The organism is Streptomyces sp. NBC_00872 (assembly GCF_045161915.1).
GTDB lineage: Bacteria > Actinomycetota > Actinomycetes > Streptomycetales > Streptomycetaceae > Streptomyces.
This window is the reverse complement of the sequence record NZ_CP108807.1, coordinates 83,975-97,690: the sequence shown is the minus strand read 5'-3', so window position 1 is coordinate 97,690 and position 13,716 is coordinate 83,975. Positions and strand designations below refer to the sequence as shown.

Sequence of the window (13,716 nt, the reverse complement as noted above, 5' to 3'; positions counted from 1 at the left end):
CCGGAACGTCAGCCACGCCGACATATATGTCGGCGTGGCTGACATACTGCTGCCGTCCAAGATCAGCGAAGTGGAGAGAGCCTCGTGCCACCTGAGCCACAGCGCCGCCGTCCCGCACCGAAGCGCGCGCCGGGCCGTACGGAGCTGCCCCTTGTTGATGATGAAATCCAGGCGTGGTCGAAGCCGGTTCAGCCGGTTGAGGACCTCGACTCGGTTGCTCGCCGCTACCCCCGCCGGAAGCTCTCGCTCAGCAGCGAGCGCAAGCCGATGGAGTTCTACGACACTCCGGAGCGCCCCAAGGCGTTTTCCATGGACTCGCTCGAGTTCTTCTTCCTGATCGCGCAGTACTTCCGCGAGGCCCTGCCGTTGAGGCTGATCCTGTTGATGATTGCCTGCCAGAAGGCCGGCGGTCAGGTCCGGCTGACGCAGGAGGAGATGGCGACCGTCCTGGACGTGCATCGTGGGAAGATCAACGAGGCGCTGCAGGAAATGATGAGCCATGGCATCGTCTTCAAGGTGCGCCGCGGTGTCTACCAGTTCAATCCGCCCTACTCGTACCGTGTAGCGGAGTTCATCCCGGGCACGGAGCTGGTCGAAGCCGAGTACGTGCAGGTCGATCAGGACAAGATGATCGCAAAGATCCGCAGGGACGAGAGCCTGCCGGATCTGGTGCGGTTCCCGTCGCTGGAGCACATGCGCGAGGCGATCGAGGAGCTGCGGAAGAAGCGGGCCGAGGAACGCGCTGCACGCCGACTTCCCCGTGCGCAGTGCCAGGAGGAGGGATCCCAGTGAGTACCTTGAAGTGGTCGGCGACCAATGCCGACAGCCTTCTCGCCGACCTGGATCTACCGCCCGCCGCCTACCGAGCGCTGCTGAAGCTCCGGGCGCGCAGCGAGGCCGGCGGTCGCATCGCGATGGACCAGGCCACCCTCGGTGCGCTGCTCGGGCTCAGCCGCCCCAGCGTGAACGCCGCCCTCCGGGAGCTGGAGCTGGCCAAGCTCGTCAAGAAGGTCCGCAACGGCGTCTACCAGATCAACCCGATGCTGGCCGGCTACAACTCCCCTGAGGACGCCCTGGGCGCCGTCAAGGCGATGCCCAAGGCCGACCGGCTCGACAGCAAGACCTACGTGACGGACTACCACAGGGCCGTCGCCGCCTATCAGGACCAGCTTGCCGAGCAGCGCAAGAAGCGGGCGGCCGCCGCCGCTGCCAAGAAGGCTGCGGCCGCCAAGAGGCGCGGCTCGCTGCACGCCGTCGGCTGACCCGGTCGGCCGGGCGCCCTCGTACGGACATCGACACTGCACCCTCCGCGGGTGCAGCGCTGTTCGCATTCCCGGTGTCGGGGGCCTGGGCGAGGGGGTCGTGGCGCGCCACCGCGCCGGGTCGCCTGTGGTGAGCCAGGCCGCCGAAGCCGCTGCTGCCGCCATGCGCACGGTTCCCGCAGGCGTCCGTGTCAGCCGGCGAGACGATCGGCGGAACCGCCTGGAGGCCGCCCGCACGCCTGACCCGCCGTACCGTCGGGCGGCTGCCGGAGTGTCATCGCTCTCCGGCCCGGACGCCTCCACCACCAATACCTTCCCCACCGAACACCAGATCGGAGTCCTCATGGAGCAGCAGTCGAAGGCCCTCGCCCGGGTCAGCGCCGTGGAGACGGCGGCTGAGCGGACCGCCGACGGCGAGGACCCGGCCGCGCTCTCCGAGTGCGTTATGGAGGCCGCCGACGACCCATACGACTTTGACAAGCGGCTGCACGCCGACAACCTCGCCGGGGCTGCGGGCGATGTCCGGCGCGCCTTCCACTGGGCTCGCGCAGTTGCGCGCCAGCGGGACGAGCACCGACGACCATCACGGTCACCACGGGGCTGCTCAACCGGCTGGAGGGCGACCGGGGCGCGGCCGTACGCCGGCACGCCGCGCGGGGCAGCTCGTACGGCGCGCTGGCGAGCTCCATGGGCGTCACCCGGGCCACCGCCCCGCGACACCCTGCTGAAGAAGGATTTGAGCGAGGTGGAGAAGTGGGCCACGGGCAGCAGTAGGTGGCCGTGTCGAGCAGCACCGCTCACCGCCCTCGCGCTGCACCCTGCTGCGGGATGCAGCGGCGCCCCCGGACCACCAGGTGGTCCGGGGGCGCCGCATGGGTGCTCGGGAGGCCCCTACGCCTCAACGTACGCGACGATCGTGATCTTTATCTACGGTCCTGATCTGGCCCCTGTTGTGTGAGGCACATGGGCTCATCAGTCCGTGTGACTGTGGGATATCTGCTGTTGTGAGGCACGTGTTGACGGTCAGTCATGGGTGTCATGAAGTTTCGTGCTGCATGCGCCGAGTCCCCTGTTGACGGGCGCCCGCTGTGGGTCGTGGTCGATGTGTCGTACCGGCTTCACCATGAGTCCTGCCTGTTCCTGGCTTCGTTGCGGGACATGGGTCGGTCGTTCAACACCGAGAAGGCGTACGGCATCTGTTCCGCCCTGCTGCTGACCTGGTGCTCCGAACGCGGCATCGACTGGAAGCGGATCACGCTGCTCGACCTGGCCCGGTTTCTGCGTTGGCTGGTGGACGAGCCGCTGCCGCCACGCAGCCCGCGGGTGTCGTCCCCGCCGCGTTTCCGGATGGAGAAGTCGGCGAACGCGGTGATGACCGGGGTCAACAAGCCCGCGCTCATCTGGGACAGCAAGTCGAACAGCTCGGCAACCACGACCTGGTCGACCGCGTGAACGAGCTCACCGAGGAGAACCTCCGGTTGTCCACGGCAGAACGGCAAGCGACCACTCAGAATGGGGAACTCCAGCAGCGAGTCACCGAGCTTGAGGACGACCTCGCCGCCGCCCGCACCAGCCTCCGCCGCATGATCCGTGACGAAAACCGCCCACAACCAGCCCCCTAGATGGCCGTCCCACGGGGCCACCGGATACTTGCTGACATGTCCCTTACTCCAGATGATGAGATCCGCAGCCGCGACGAGCTGGCCGCTTTCGTCCGCAAGCTGCACCAGGACTTCCTGCAGCAAGGCGATGCGTGGGAGAACAACACACTCGCCACTTTCCTGGAAGCCCTCGCCGCGTGGGTGCACGACTCCCCAGGCTTCTATCAGAACTTCGGCAAAGAGCTTCCAGCAGGCGGTGACTGGACCTTCATCGCCCGCGCGCTCCAAGCCGCCACGGTCTACGAGTAACCAGAGCCCGACTTCCATCGGCTCTCCTCGCACCACCCACATGTCTTACGTCCCTCACACTGCCACGAGGCTCTGAGCTGCAGTGAAGGTGTCCGAACCCGAGATAGCCGGCAGCCGAAGGGCCGTGACGTAGTAGATGACGCGGACCCCGTCGACGTCGTCCACGTAGTCGCGCAGCAGGGTGTCGGGCACCGGGGTGCCCAGCTCCGGGTTGACGCTGCTCGCGACGATCGCGCGGTCCAGGCGGTGCGTCTCGCTCGCCGTGAGCTTTGCCAGCTGGCTCAGCGCGGGCTCCACCAAGACAGCCTGGGACCGGCGCGGCGCGTGCTCAGGCGACACGGGGCTGCTCACCGGGGAGGCGCTCCAGGTGGGCGTCGCGAGCGTCTTCCCACAGCACGCCGGACTCCGGGGCCGGGTAACCGTTCGCCGCGATGTCCTCCAGCATCGAGGCGAGGACGTCGACCCGGGCCCGCAGATCGGACGCGTAGGCACGGGCCGATTCGGCGGCGTGCTCATCGAGGGGCTGGCGGGCGGGCGCGGGGGCCGGCTGCTGGCTCATCCGAGGCTCCTGGGCTGTCATCTGGAAGTCTTCCCACGGTATCGCCTGCCGGGCAAGACCCGGAGTAGTTCCGACAGCTCCACGGGGGCAATAGGACCTCTGCCGGTGGGGGATGCTTCGCTCATTCAGGTTGCCGGCCAGGAGGAGTTCCCTGTGCCTGCCAGTTCTCGAGCCAGGCGCGCAGTTCCGCGGCGGTGTAAAGGTGCCCCAGCCCATCTCCACTACGGGGGAGCGGAATCCCGCGCTGCTGGGACCGAAGAAGGTACTGCCGCATCGTGGCTGGCTTCCAGGGCACCAGCCCTGCGTCGTACGCCTCCGCGAGCGAGTAGACGGTTTCAGACGGCCTATCAGCGGCATCAGGTTCGATAACCGAGGTACGGGGCATGGCAGAGACGGCGCTGCCCTTGATGCCGATTAGCTCCCATACCGGGCGGCCGCCCGCAATCCAGTCCTCCAGCAGGAAGCGGTCGATGGTCTCGAGCTTCTGGCCCTGCGCGAAACTCCGAGCACGACCCGTGACCGCGCCATTGGTTACGAGCACGACAACATTGCCTCCATGTACTGGGCGCCCGGTGCCGTTCAGTACCTGAAACTCTCTAACGCCCACCGGGGCTCCCTCCAGCCCCTGCTTGCGATGCTTGCACTGAATGATCCAGCGCTGGCCGGCAGGATCTGTCGCGATGACATCTGTGCCGTTGTCCCCTGCTCCGCCGACTCTCCGTACATCGGTCGCGCCATCGCGGACCATGAGGTCGCGGATAAGGTACTCAAACTCTCTGTGGTCGAGCCCGTCCATGCGTGCCGGGGAGCCGCATGCACGCTGGCATGGGGAAGCAACGAGCCGCCGTCGGCTATTGAGGGGCCACGAAGTTTCCGAACAGCCACCCAATAGGGTTGTCCTGAACAAGGAAACGAGGAAGAAGTGGCGCCACCCAGTAAGTACTCGCCGGAGTTCCGCGAGGAAGCCGTCCAGATCGCGTTGAGGTCAAGCAAGACGATCTCCGAAGTCGCCCGGGAGCTTGAGCTGAACCCGGAGACGCTACGCGGCTGGGTGAAGAAGTACCAGAAGCAGCAGGAACCGGCTCCCGATGCGGAACTGACGGTGAACGAGCGGGCGCGCCTGAAGGAACTCGAACGACGCAACCGCGAGCTGGAGATGGAAGTTACCTTCCTGAAAAAAGCCGCAGCGTACTTCGCGAAGGATCCCCGGTAGCAAGCAAGTACGAGTTCATCGACGAGATGCGGCTCGACACCGAGGAGTACGCATACAGCGTCGAGTTCATGTGCGGCCGACTCGGCGTCTCCAGATCCGGCTACTACGACTGGAGATCCCGCCCGGAATCCGCGACAGCTCAGCGGCGCGAAGAACTGAAATTGCTCATCGAGAAAGCCTTCGACATGTCCGACAGCACCTACGGGCACCGGCGCATCCAGGCCCAGCTGCACCGCTGGGGCGTCGCCGCGGGCGTGGAGCTGGTCCGTCGCCTCATGCGCGAACTGGGCCTGGTGCCCTGCCTGCCACGGCCGAAGAGGTTCAACCTCACTCAGGCCGCGGCCTAGCCAGGTGCCGGACCTCGTCGGCCGCGACTTCACTGCGGATGCGCCCGGCAAAAAGCTCGTCGGCGACATTACCTATATCGCGACCGGGGAAGGCTGGCTGTACCTTGCAACGGTCATCGACTGCTGCACGAAGGAAGTCATCGGTTACGCGATGGACGACCACTATCAAACCCCACTGATATCCAGGGCAATTCGCAACGCGGCACGCAACAGGAACCTTTCGGTCGGCGCGATATTTCACTCCGACCGCGGAAGCAACTACATGTCAGCCGAGTTCGGGAAGACGCTCGACCGGTTCGGGCTCCGCAGATCTTCCGGCCGCACCGGGATCTGTTTCGATAACGCCATGGCCGAATCATTCTTCGGCGCCCTGAAGAACGAGCTCGTATCAAGGGTGACTTACCTGACCCGCGAGGCCGCTCGGCAGGACATCACTCGCTACATCGAATTCTGGTACAATCGCAAACGCCTCCACTCGGCGGTGGGTTACCGCCCTCCGTGCGAAGTCCACGCCGAGTACGAGAAGTTGCGAATCGCCGCGTGAAATAAACGGTCAGAATCCTGTCCGGAAAACGCGAGGCCCCTCAGAGTTAATGGAGCCCATTCTGTCGGCCTGGCGAGCTGAGCGCAGAGGGAACGGGCTCGACATCGGGCGGCCGCCCCAGCATGACCTGCGCCGGATCATGGACGCGGTCCTCTACGTCGACCGCACCGGCATCCCCTGGCGCTACCTTCCCCACGACTTCGCCCCCTGGGAAACGGCCTACGGCTACTTCGCCGCATGGCAGAAGGACGGCGTGTTCGACCAGCTCGACGGAGTACTCAGGCGCCTGCTCCGCGAAGCAGAAGGCCGGGAGGGCGAGCCGAGCGCCTGCGTACTGGACGCCCAGAGCGTCAAGGCCTCCGCCAACGTCCCCACAGCAGGTCAGGGCATCGACGCGGGCAAGAAGATCGCCGGCCGCAAACGCCACCTCGGCGTCGATACCCTCGGACTCCTCCTGGCCGTTCTGGTCACCGCCGCCAGCGTCTCCGACAACACCGGCGGCATCCACCTGCTCTCACAGATCTCCAAGGCCCACCCTCGCGTCACCAAGGCCTGGGCGGACAGCGGCTATCGCACCAAGGCCATCGAGCACGGCGCCCGTCTCGGCGTCGACGTCGAGATCACCCGACGCGACCCCGGCCAAAAGGGCTTCAAGGTCATCCCGCGTCGCTGGGTCGTGGAGCGCACCTTCGGCTGGCTCATGCATCACCGGCGTCTGGCCCGGGACTACGAAACCCACCCGCACCGCTCCGAAGCCATGATCAAGCTGGCAATGGTCGACCTCATGAGCCGCAGACTCACCTCGGAATCAACCCTGAACTGGCGGTACAGCTGAACGCCGGCGCAGTGGGACTCGCAGCAGTCAGAGCAGGTAGGGGTACAGGCTCACACTGCTTCGCAGCACCTGGACCTCGACCCATATGCCGCTGACCACCTCCGGCGGGCCTGGCGTGGCGAGGCTCAGCAAAATCAGCGCGCCAGCGAACTCCAACCTAGCTCCGCCGTCGTCCGTGAAGCTCAGACGGCCCCGAAACACCAGCCGTCCGCCGTCCTCCCAGAGGCCGAAAGAGGGCACCGCGGCTGGCCACATGCTGCTTCCCCAGGACACGTCCTCGTCAATGCTCCACTCGACATGATGCTCGCCGCCCGCTTCTTCTGAAGCACCGGCCCAGAGCACCACCGCGGTGCCTACGTCGGAACGAACACACACTCTCACCGAACCTGTCGACGTCCGGGGCGCCGCTTCTACCTGGACCAACACCACGTCATCGTCCACGTTGCTGCGTTATCAAACACCCCTGCCAGGACGAAACGCTCTTTTAAAGAGCGTTTTGTCCCGACAGGGGTGCTTTATTGCGATTCAGGAAGCGGACAGCTTGGGTTCGGCTGAGGTAGTGGGCGTCTGGTGTGGCAGGTGGGGTGGTTGGAGCCCTTCGATGGTCCGCTTCCGTACCTTCGCTCCTGTCTGATCCCAACACGCCCCCGGTCAAACCTGTTTGCGCCCTGTGACGGGACGGCGGGCACCGCTACTACAGAAACATGCCTCGCAGACAGCGGCCGTATCCGAGTGACCTGTCCGATGCCCGTTGGGGACTGCTGGAACCGACTCTGACAGCCTGGCGGACCGAACGGAGAGGGAAGGGCCTGGACATCGGCCGGCCGCCCGAGCATGACCTGCGCCGGATCATGGAAGCGATCCTCTACGTCGACCGGACCGGGATCCCGTGGAGGTATCTGCCGCACGACTTCGCCCCGTGGGAAACCGTCTACGGATACTTCGCCGCCTGGCAGAAGGACGGCGTCTTCGACCAGCTCAACGGACTCCTGCGACGGCTGGTTCGGGAGGCAGAAGGCCGCGACGCCGAGCCCAGCGCCTGCATCGTCGATGCCCAGAGCATCAAGACCTCAGCCAACGTGCCCGCGGCCGGCCAGGGCATCGACGCGGGCAAGAAGATCGCAGGCCGCAAACGTCACATCGGCGTCGACACACTCGGCCTCCTGCTGGCCGTGCTGGTCACAGCCGCCAGCGTCTCCGACAACGCCGGCGGCATCCACGTGCTCTCGAATATCGCCGCCGCCCACCCCCGCATCACCAAGGCCTGGGCCGACACCGGCTACCGCACCAGGGTCATCGACCACGGCGCCCGCCTCGGGATCGACGTCGAGGTCACCCGCCGCGACCCTGCCCAGAAGGGTTTCAAGGTGATTCCGCGACGCTGGGTCATCGAGCGAACCTTCGGCTGGCTCATGCACCACCGTCGCCTCGCCCGCGACTACGAGACCCACCCGCACCGCTCCGAAGCCATGATCAAGGTGGCCATGGTCGACCTAATAAGCCGACGGCTCACCCGCGAATCGACCCCGAACTGGCGCGACACCTGAGCACACCAAGTCAGGAGGCGGGGCCCTGAGCAGGGCACTGCCAGTCGGCCGAGTCGATTGCGCTCCCCTCCGCGTTGCTGAGGTGGAAGCAGTTGCCATTGACCCACACCGTGACCGATTCGGGCCGATGATCGACCCGGAAAGGTTCGTCCCCACGCAGAGTCCCGGACCATGAACCATCCGCTGCAGGCGAGTGGGTGACAACGACCCATGTCTCCTTCGGGAGAATCTGGTGCGTCTCCGCCCAGGGCTCCACGGTCAGCTCCAGTGCTGCCTCACCACCATTGCTGATCAGCAGTCGAGCTGTTCCCCCCACTGCCCATTCCCGGCATCCCTCCTTGCCCCTACGGGCGATCCCGCACGCAATCACAGACCCTACGGACCCACGCGACCCGATCGTCACACAAGCACGATCACCTGAAGCCGCCTGGCCGCCCGAACTATCAAACAGCCTTGCCGGGACAAAACGCTCTTTTAGTGGGCGGTTCGTGAGTCTTTGAGTGGTTCTGCTGTCGCCTGATGGTGTGGCAGCGGGGCGGAATCTGCCGGTCCGCGGTTGTTGATCTGGTGATGTGTTCGGGTGAGTGAACGCAAGCCGTATCCGAGTGACTTATCGGACGAGCAGTGGTCGTTGATCGAGCCGGTGATCACCGCGTGGAAGGGCCGGCACCGCTCGGTCAGCGGCCACCAGGGCGCGTACGACATGCGGGAGATCGTGAACGCGATCCTCTACCAGGGGCGGACCGGCTGCCAGTGGGCCTATCTCCCGCACGACCTGCCGCAGAAGAGCGCGACGTACTACTACTTCGCCGCCTGGCGGGACGACGGGACCGACCAGGTCATCCATGAACTCCTGCGCTGCCAGGTCCGCGAACGCGCCCGACGATTAGAGGACCCGACCTTGGTGGTGCTGGACACCCAGAGTGTCCATGTGGCCGCCGGGGTCCCCGTCTCCACGAGTGGCCATGATCCGGCCAAGCGGGTGCCCGGCCGCAAGCGGGGCCTTGCCGTGGACGTCCTCGGCCTGGTCATCGCGGTCGTCGTCCTCGCTGCGAACACCCACGACAACGCCGCGGGAAATCTCCTGCTGGACCAGGTCGCCGAGCACGCCGGCGGAAGTGTCCGCAAAGCCCTGGTCGACCAGGGCTTCAAGAACCAGGTCGTCGCGCACGGCGCCGGCCTGGGGATCGACGTCGAGATCGTCCAACGCAACCCGCAGGTCAAGGGGTTCGTGCCGCAGCCGAAGCGGTGGAGGGTCGAGCAGACCTACGGGATCCTGATACTGCACCGGCGCCTGGTCCGCGACTACGAGCACCGCCCGTCCTCCTCCGTCTCCCGCGTCTACTGGGCGATGACCCACGTCATGACCCGGCGCCTCACCGGCGCGAACGCCCCCACCTGGCGCGAGACGGCGGCGGTGGCGGCGTGAACCTCCGGCCCCTGCTCGATGCCCTGGACCTGCAGGAAGACGCCGCCCGGGCCCTGGCCGACGACCTTCGTGCGCAGATCGACGGCCTGCAGACCCGGTTGCGGGAGGCCGAGATGCACCTGGAGCACCTCGCGATCACCCGCAAGACCGTCACCAGCCTTGCCGACCGGCTCCCGGCCGTCGCGCCGGACCTGCCCGAGCATCCGGACTACCCCCGCATCCTTGCCGCCTTCAACCACACGACCGGGCCGCTACGGGCCAAGGACGTCTGCGAAGCCCTCGGCCACGAACTGCTGCCGAAGAACGTCGAAGGCACCCGCGCCAAACTGAAACGCCTGGTCAAACTCGGCATCCTCACCGAGGCCGACACCGGCAACTTCGCTCGAAAGCAATAGCCGACCGAACCTCCACCAGCGTCCTTGCTCCCACCTCAGCCAGAAAAGGACATCACCTTACGAACCGCCCACTTAGAGCGGCGTCGGGCCGCAGCCTCAACTACGGGCGGCCTGGCGTTCCAGGAGTGGCCTTCTCGTAGAGCGCGGAACGCCCTGTCCACGGCAGCTGCCGTGGACAGGGCGTTCCGCTGGAGACGGGCCTTGTTAGAGCGAGATGTCGATCTCTTCGACGTCGGTGAACTCCACCTGCAGGTCATGGGCGCGGCGTCCGTTGTCGCGGAAGTACATCTCGCCCAGGCCCTGCGCGGCGATGTTCAGGAGCTGTCGTTCGGTGGCGCCCTGGTCGCGGGCGTCAAACAACCGCTCCGCCCAGCGCGGAGAGAGCGCCTGGGTGATGTGGCGGACCCGGGCGTCGTCGGTGGTGCCCGGTGCGGCGGTGAAGCCGAAGCGGGCCCGGGTGGAGACGACGATGCCGTCGGTGGAGGCGGCCTTCTTCTTCGCCCTCGCCCGGAGCTGCGGCTGCCAGCGCTTCCTCACCTCCCGCTCTATGCGCCCGGCGAGGTCCTTGCGGGGCCGCTTGAGCTTGCCGGCCACATACCGTTCCACGGTCCGCTGGGACACTCCGAGTGCCTGGGCGGCGGCCTTCGTGCCCTTGAGCTGCTTGACCAGGTACTTCATCTGCGCCTGCGCGGACTTGGGGATCGGGCGGGTGAACGCCTGCTCCACTGCGCGGTCGAGGCTGTCCCCGAGCTGGTCCACCATGGTCTACTCCCCGTCGTCGGCGGCGCGGCCGCCGTCCTTGATGAGGCGGGCGATGTTCACCAGGCCGTGCTTCTCGTGCTGCTCTTCGGCCCACAGCGTGGTCTGGGTGCCCTCGTGCTTGACCATCCCGGGCGACACCCCGAGCCGGAAGCCACCGGGGAGCGGCTTGCCGTCCCCGGTGCGCGGCAGGAAGTCCAGCGGGGACGGTCCGTCGGACGGGTAGACGACGCAGTCCGTGCCGATCGCGACCGGGTACAGGCCGGTGGCGGCCGCGACCTTCATCATCTTGCGGTGCATGTTGATCCGGCTGGTCGCCAGCACGGCGGCCCGGATATCGGGGCGCCACTCCTTGCGTTCCAAGGCCGGCCACGGCTCGAACAACGGTGTGGTTCGCGGGCGCTCGCGCAGTTTGCCGATGCCGCCCTTCGCCGTGGCCTTGATCGCCTTCAGCACGAGTGCCATCTCCGGGTCGGTCTGCTTGTGCACGGCCATCGCCTCCAGGAACGCCCGCTCCTCCATCCCGGAGACGACCCCGAGGTCGGCCATCGTGGCCATGTAGGCGTCCCGCAGCCGCTGATACCAGGCATCGAGGTAGCTGCCGTGCTCGTAACGGACGTACGCCTCGGTCGGTCGCACCTGGTAGCCGAGCTCCGCCGCGTACGCCACAGTCGGCGTGGCGTACCAGGCCGGGCCTTCCGGGCGGGTGCCCTTCGCTGTGAACGGGCTGGGGAGCCGCTCGTCCAGCTCGATATGGGAGAGATCGACCAGCCAGGACCCGGGCAGCTTCGGGTCGAACAAGGGGTTCGTGACGCGGGTCGGTCCGCCGAGACCGACGGTGAGGCGGTTCGCCGCGGCGGCGAACGCCATGTTGACGTCGATGCCGACGACGTGACTCTTCATGCACTCCGCGTCCGTCAGCGGCCGGCACCAGTCGAAGGACTCCTCCATCAGCATCTCAGCCGGAGTGCGCTGGTGGTGCCGCGCGAACTTGCCCTTCAGCACGGGGTGCCCGTCGGGGACCTCGCACGGAACGTGCTCGTACACGGCGGTCAGCGCGCCCGGAGCCGGGCCGCCACCCGGCTTCCACCCGCCGCTCTCCTCGTCCCGCACCGCCATGGTCGGCGGGTGCAGCGCCACCATCAGCTCCAAGCCCGTGACGGCCGTGGTGCCGCGCGGCGTCATCACCCGCGATGCGAACGTGCCCAGGAACCGCGCCAGGTCGGCCGCGCCCATCGAGGGCAACCGCGGCGCGTCGCGGTCATCCCACTCGCGGACGTCCAGGGCGTTCCAGGCGGGGATACACAGCTGGACGCAGTTACGCTTCGCCCCTTCGGCCGGGCGGTAGATCCTCGCCCACGGGCCGAAGCCCCGCTTGGTCAACTGCCATTCGGCGCGCTCCAGTTGCTTGAGGACCTTGTGCCCGGCAGGGAGCCGACCGGCCCGCCGCTCCTCCTCCGACAGGGCGGCGGGCAGTCCGTAGCGCTCCAGCGCGGACGGCATCAGGACCACGATCGGGTCGGCGTCCTTGCCGTTACGGTGCAGCCTCGGCTGCCCGAGCCGCGCCTCCTTCAGCGTCCACTCCACCAAAGCCGGGACCGACTTGGCGGGCACGTCCAGTACCAGGCCGCCAACGCAGTACGCGGAGACGACACCGTCCTCGCAGTCGACGACCGCGAGCGGGCCGTTCTCGAAACGCGGGTCGACAGCGGGCGTGACGGCCGGAACGGGCTTGGCCGTGGCCTTCTTCACACCCGGGCGCCGCGACGACGCCGACGGCCTGGTGCTGCTCGCCGATCGGGGCGGAGCCGGCGGGTACTGCGGGGGCGGAACGTAGGCCGCCGGGGTCGAACTCGCCCTCGCCGCCTCTTCCTGGGCCAGGACTTCCGCGAAGGACGGGATCGGTGGCGGCGTGTACACCTCGGCGGCAGGGGCGGGAAAACGCGCGGCAAGCCCCTCGAGCAGCCGGGCGTAGGCGGCACGCTTCGGCGGCCTCGGCTCGGTCCGCCCGGTCTCCCAGTTCCCCACAGCCTCCCGGCGGGCCTCCAGCGCCTTGGCGATCTGGGCCTGACTCAGCCCCGCCGCCTCCCGCAACCGCCTGCGCTCGGCAGGATCCGGCAGATCATCCTGCGTAACCTGCTCCAGAAGCGCATCGACCGCACTGAACAGCTCGTTCTCAGTGGACACAGAGGTCACCTCCGCGACACACCCTACCCCAAACGCACATCGAATCGCGCTGCTAATCGCTCACGGATCGCGCCACATGGGGCGCGTGTGGCGCGAAGCGGGATCCATTCGATGCCCCCTTCCGTCAACGGGGCTAAAATCGAACGCGTGAACGAGAGTCTGGGGCTGCGCGTGACGGTCATGCTTCCCGGAGGCCGCATTACCGAGGGGCGCCTGCACGGCCGCCGGCGGGACGCCGACGGATGGTGGTACGACGTCTCGGTCGAGCTGCCCGTGGACACTGTCCGCCCCATCGCGGGCGAGGATAACGACGGCGTCCCCACTGTGCGGGGCGGCAGTCCGACCGGGCCGGGGTGGGTGCTCCAGGCGCCCCCCACACCCGCGTACTCCATCAGGCCGGCTGCTGGGTCGCCTCCGGAGGCCTGACCCCCACAACCGCCACCGAGGCAGCGTCCCTCGTCACGCACAAGCGCGCCGTGCCCTGCGACGTCTGCAACCCCGCACCCTGCGAGCTGGCACCCGGCACCCACCAACGACGACGAGCGCGCCCAGGGCCCGAACGAGGTCGCGCCCTGGGCGCGCTCCTGGTCGCGTCTCCGGTCGCACCGGGAGTGCCATCCGAGGGTGTTAAAAGGCCAGTTCAGCACCTGTTTCAGAAGCACCGCAGGACGCCGACTACTTCCCGACAGGCTGGTTGGCCAGGAACAGCACACAGGAAGGAAACGAGCA

General features: G+C 67.2%; 16 protein-coding genes and 1 pseudogene. 11 read left to right on the top strand and 6 right to left on the bottom strand.

What is annotated here, in order from left to right; genetic code table 11:
- The first annotated feature begins 84 nt into the window (after positions 1-84).
- The 5 genes from OG214_RS38340 to OG214_RS38320 all read left to right on the top strand — a co-directional run bounded on the left by OG214_RS38340 (position 85) and on the right by OG214_RS38320 (position 3,172).
- Positions 85-792, top strand: a complete 708-nt coding sequence (locus tag OG214_RS38340; RefSeq protein ID WP_331746073.1) for a hypothetical protein — start codon at positions 85-87, stop codon at positions 790-792.
- Complete coding sequence (locus OG214_RS38335) at positions 789-1,262, top strand: helix-turn-helix domain-containing protein (RefSeq protein WP_331746071.1); 474 nt, start codon at positions 789-791, stop codon at positions 1,260-1,262. The genes OG214_RS38340 and OG214_RS38335 overlap by 4 nt, the downstream gene beginning before the upstream one ends.
- A gap of 1,158 nt (positions 1,263-2,420) precedes the next feature.
- The gene (locus tag OG214_RS38330) at positions 2,421-2,714 is read left to right on the top strand and encodes a hypothetical protein (protein ID WP_405987745.1); all 294 of its coding nucleotides are present in this window, start codon (positions 2,421-2,423) and stop codon (positions 2,712-2,714) included.
- A complete protein-coding gene (locus OG214_RS38325) occupies positions 2,711-2,884 on the top strand; it encodes a hypothetical protein (protein ID WP_405987744.1) in 174 nt (57 codons plus the stop codon). The genes OG214_RS38330 and OG214_RS38325 overlap by 4 nt, the downstream gene beginning before the upstream one ends.
- 36 nt (positions 2,885-2,920) lie before the next feature.
- Positions 2,921-3,172, top strand: a complete 252-nt coding sequence (locus tag OG214_RS38320) for a hypothetical protein (RefSeq protein WP_331746065.1) — start codon at positions 2,921-2,923, stop codon at positions 3,170-3,172.
- 54 nt (positions 3,173-3,226) lie between these two features.
- On the opposite strand, the gene OG214_RS38315 is transcribed toward OG214_RS38320, so the two are convergent.
- The 3 genes from OG214_RS38315 to OG214_RS38305 all read right to left on the bottom strand — a co-directional run bounded on the left by OG214_RS38315 (position 3,227) and on the right by OG214_RS38305 (position 4,527).
- Positions 3,227-3,469: a hypothetical protein gene (locus tag OG214_RS38315; protein WP_331746080.1), complete on the bottom strand. Its 243-nt coding sequence runs from the start codon at positions 3,467-3,469 to the stop codon at positions 3,227-3,229.
- A gap of 31 nt (positions 3,470-3,500) precedes the next feature.
- On the bottom strand, positions 3,501-3,731 hold the full coding sequence (locus tag OG214_RS38310) for a hypothetical protein (protein WP_331746062.1): 231 nt from the start codon (positions 3,729-3,731) through the stop codon (positions 3,501-3,503).
- A 121-nt stretch (positions 3,732-3,852) separates the two neighbouring features.
- Entirely contained in the window at positions 3,853-4,527 is a 675-nt protein-coding gene (locus OG214_RS38305; protein ID WP_331746059.1) for a restriction endonuclease, read from the bottom strand.
- Between the two features lie 126 nt (positions 4,528-4,653).
- Between OG214_RS38305 and OG214_RS38300 the strand changes: the two are divergent.
- Both OG214_RS38300 and OG214_RS38295 read left to right on the top strand, forming a co-directional pair.
- Positions 4,654-5,835: pseudogene (locus tag OG214_RS38300) on the top strand (IS3 family transposase).
- A gap of 49 nt (positions 5,836-5,884) precedes the next feature.
- Positions 5,885-6,670, top strand: a complete 786-nt coding sequence (locus tag OG214_RS38295; RefSeq protein ID WP_331746056.1) for an IS5 family transposase — start codon at positions 5,885-5,887, stop codon at positions 6,668-6,670.
- Between the two features lie 27 nt (positions 6,671-6,697).
- On the opposite strand, the gene OG214_RS38290 is transcribed toward OG214_RS38295, so the two are convergent.
- Positions 6,698-7,111, bottom strand: a complete 414-nt coding sequence (locus OG214_RS38290; protein ID WP_405987743.1) for a hypothetical protein — start codon at positions 7,109-7,111, stop codon at positions 6,698-6,700.
- 263 nt (positions 7,112-7,374) lie between these two features.
- Here OG214_RS38290 and OG214_RS38285 point away from each other — a divergent pair, with 263 nt between their 5' ends.
- The 3 genes from OG214_RS38285 to OG214_RS38275 all read left to right on the top strand — a co-directional run bounded on the left by OG214_RS38285 (position 7,375) and on the right by OG214_RS38275 (position 10,041).
- Positions 7,375-8,217 carry an IS5 family transposase gene (locus tag OG214_RS38285; protein ID WP_331746049.1) on the top strand — a complete coding sequence of 281 codons (843 nt, stop codon included), beginning with the start codon at positions 7,375-7,377 and terminating at the stop codon, positions 8,215-8,217.
- Positions 8,218-8,797: 580 nt separating this feature from the next.
- Positions 8,798-9,646 carry an IS5 family transposase gene (locus OG214_RS38280; RefSeq protein ID WP_331746046.1) on the top strand — a complete coding sequence of 283 codons (849 nt, stop codon included), beginning with the start codon at positions 8,798-8,800 and terminating at the stop codon, positions 9,644-9,646.
- Positions 9,643-10,041: a hypothetical protein gene (locus tag OG214_RS38275; RefSeq protein WP_331746043.1), complete on the top strand. Its 399-nt coding sequence runs from the start codon at positions 9,643-9,645 to the stop codon at positions 10,039-10,041. Before OG214_RS38280 ends, OG214_RS38275 begins: the two co-directional genes overlap by 4 nt.
- Before the next feature lie 204 nt (positions 10,042-10,245).
- Here OG214_RS38275 and tpg read toward each other — a convergent pair whose 3' ends face one another.
- Together tpg and tap are read right to left on the bottom strand one after the other, a co-directional pair.
- Complete coding sequence (gene tpg / locus OG214_RS38270) at positions 10,246-10,803, bottom strand: telomere-protecting terminal protein Tpg (protein ID WP_331746036.1); 558 nt, start codon at positions 10,801-10,803, stop codon at positions 10,246-10,248.
- Positions 10,804-10,806: 3 nt separating this feature from the next.
- Positions 10,807-12,987 carry a telomere-associated protein Tap gene (gene tap, locus OG214_RS38265; RefSeq protein ID WP_331746033.1) on the bottom strand — a complete coding sequence of 727 codons (2,181 nt, stop codon included), beginning with the start codon at positions 12,985-12,987 and terminating at the stop codon, positions 10,807-10,809.
- A gap of 147 nt (positions 12,988-13,134) precedes the next feature.
- Here tap and OG214_RS38260 point away from each other — a divergent pair, with 147 nt between their 5' ends.
- Positions 13,135-13,413, top strand: a complete 279-nt coding sequence (locus tag OG214_RS38260; protein WP_405987746.1) for a hypothetical protein — start codon at positions 13,135-13,137, stop codon at positions 13,411-13,413.
- Positions 13,414-13,716: the final 303 nt, after the last annotated feature.

Excerpts from the sequence above, each read along its gene's own strand:
- OG214_RS38330 (WP_405987745.1), top strand. The coding sequence starts at position 2,421 with ATGGGTCGGTCGTTCAACACCGAGAAGGCGTACGGCATCTGTTCCGCC.
- OG214_RS38320 (WP_331746065.1), top strand. The coding sequence starts at position 2,921 with ATGTCCCTTACTCCAGATGATGAGATCCGCAGCCGCGACGAGCTGGCC.
- OG214_RS38310 (WP_331746062.1), bottom strand. The coding sequence starts at position 3,731 with ATGAGCCAGCAGCCGGCCCCCGCGCCCGCCCGCCAGCCCCTCGATGAG.
- OG214_RS38305 (WP_331746059.1), bottom strand. The coding sequence starts at position 4,527 with ATGGACGGGCTCGACCACAGAGAGTTTGAGTACCTTATCCGCGACCTC.
- OG214_RS38295 (WP_331746056.1), top strand. The coding sequence starts at position 5,885 with ATGGAGCCCATTCTGTCGGCCTGGCGAGCTGAGCGCAGAGGGAACGGG.
- OG214_RS38285 (WP_331746049.1), top strand. The coding sequence starts at position 7,375 with ATGCCTCGCAGACAGCGGCCGTATCCGAGTGACCTGTCCGATGCCCGT.
- tpg (WP_331746036.1), bottom strand. The coding sequence starts at position 10,803 with ATGGTGGACCAGCTCGGGGACAGCCTCGACCGCGCAGTGGAGCAGGCG.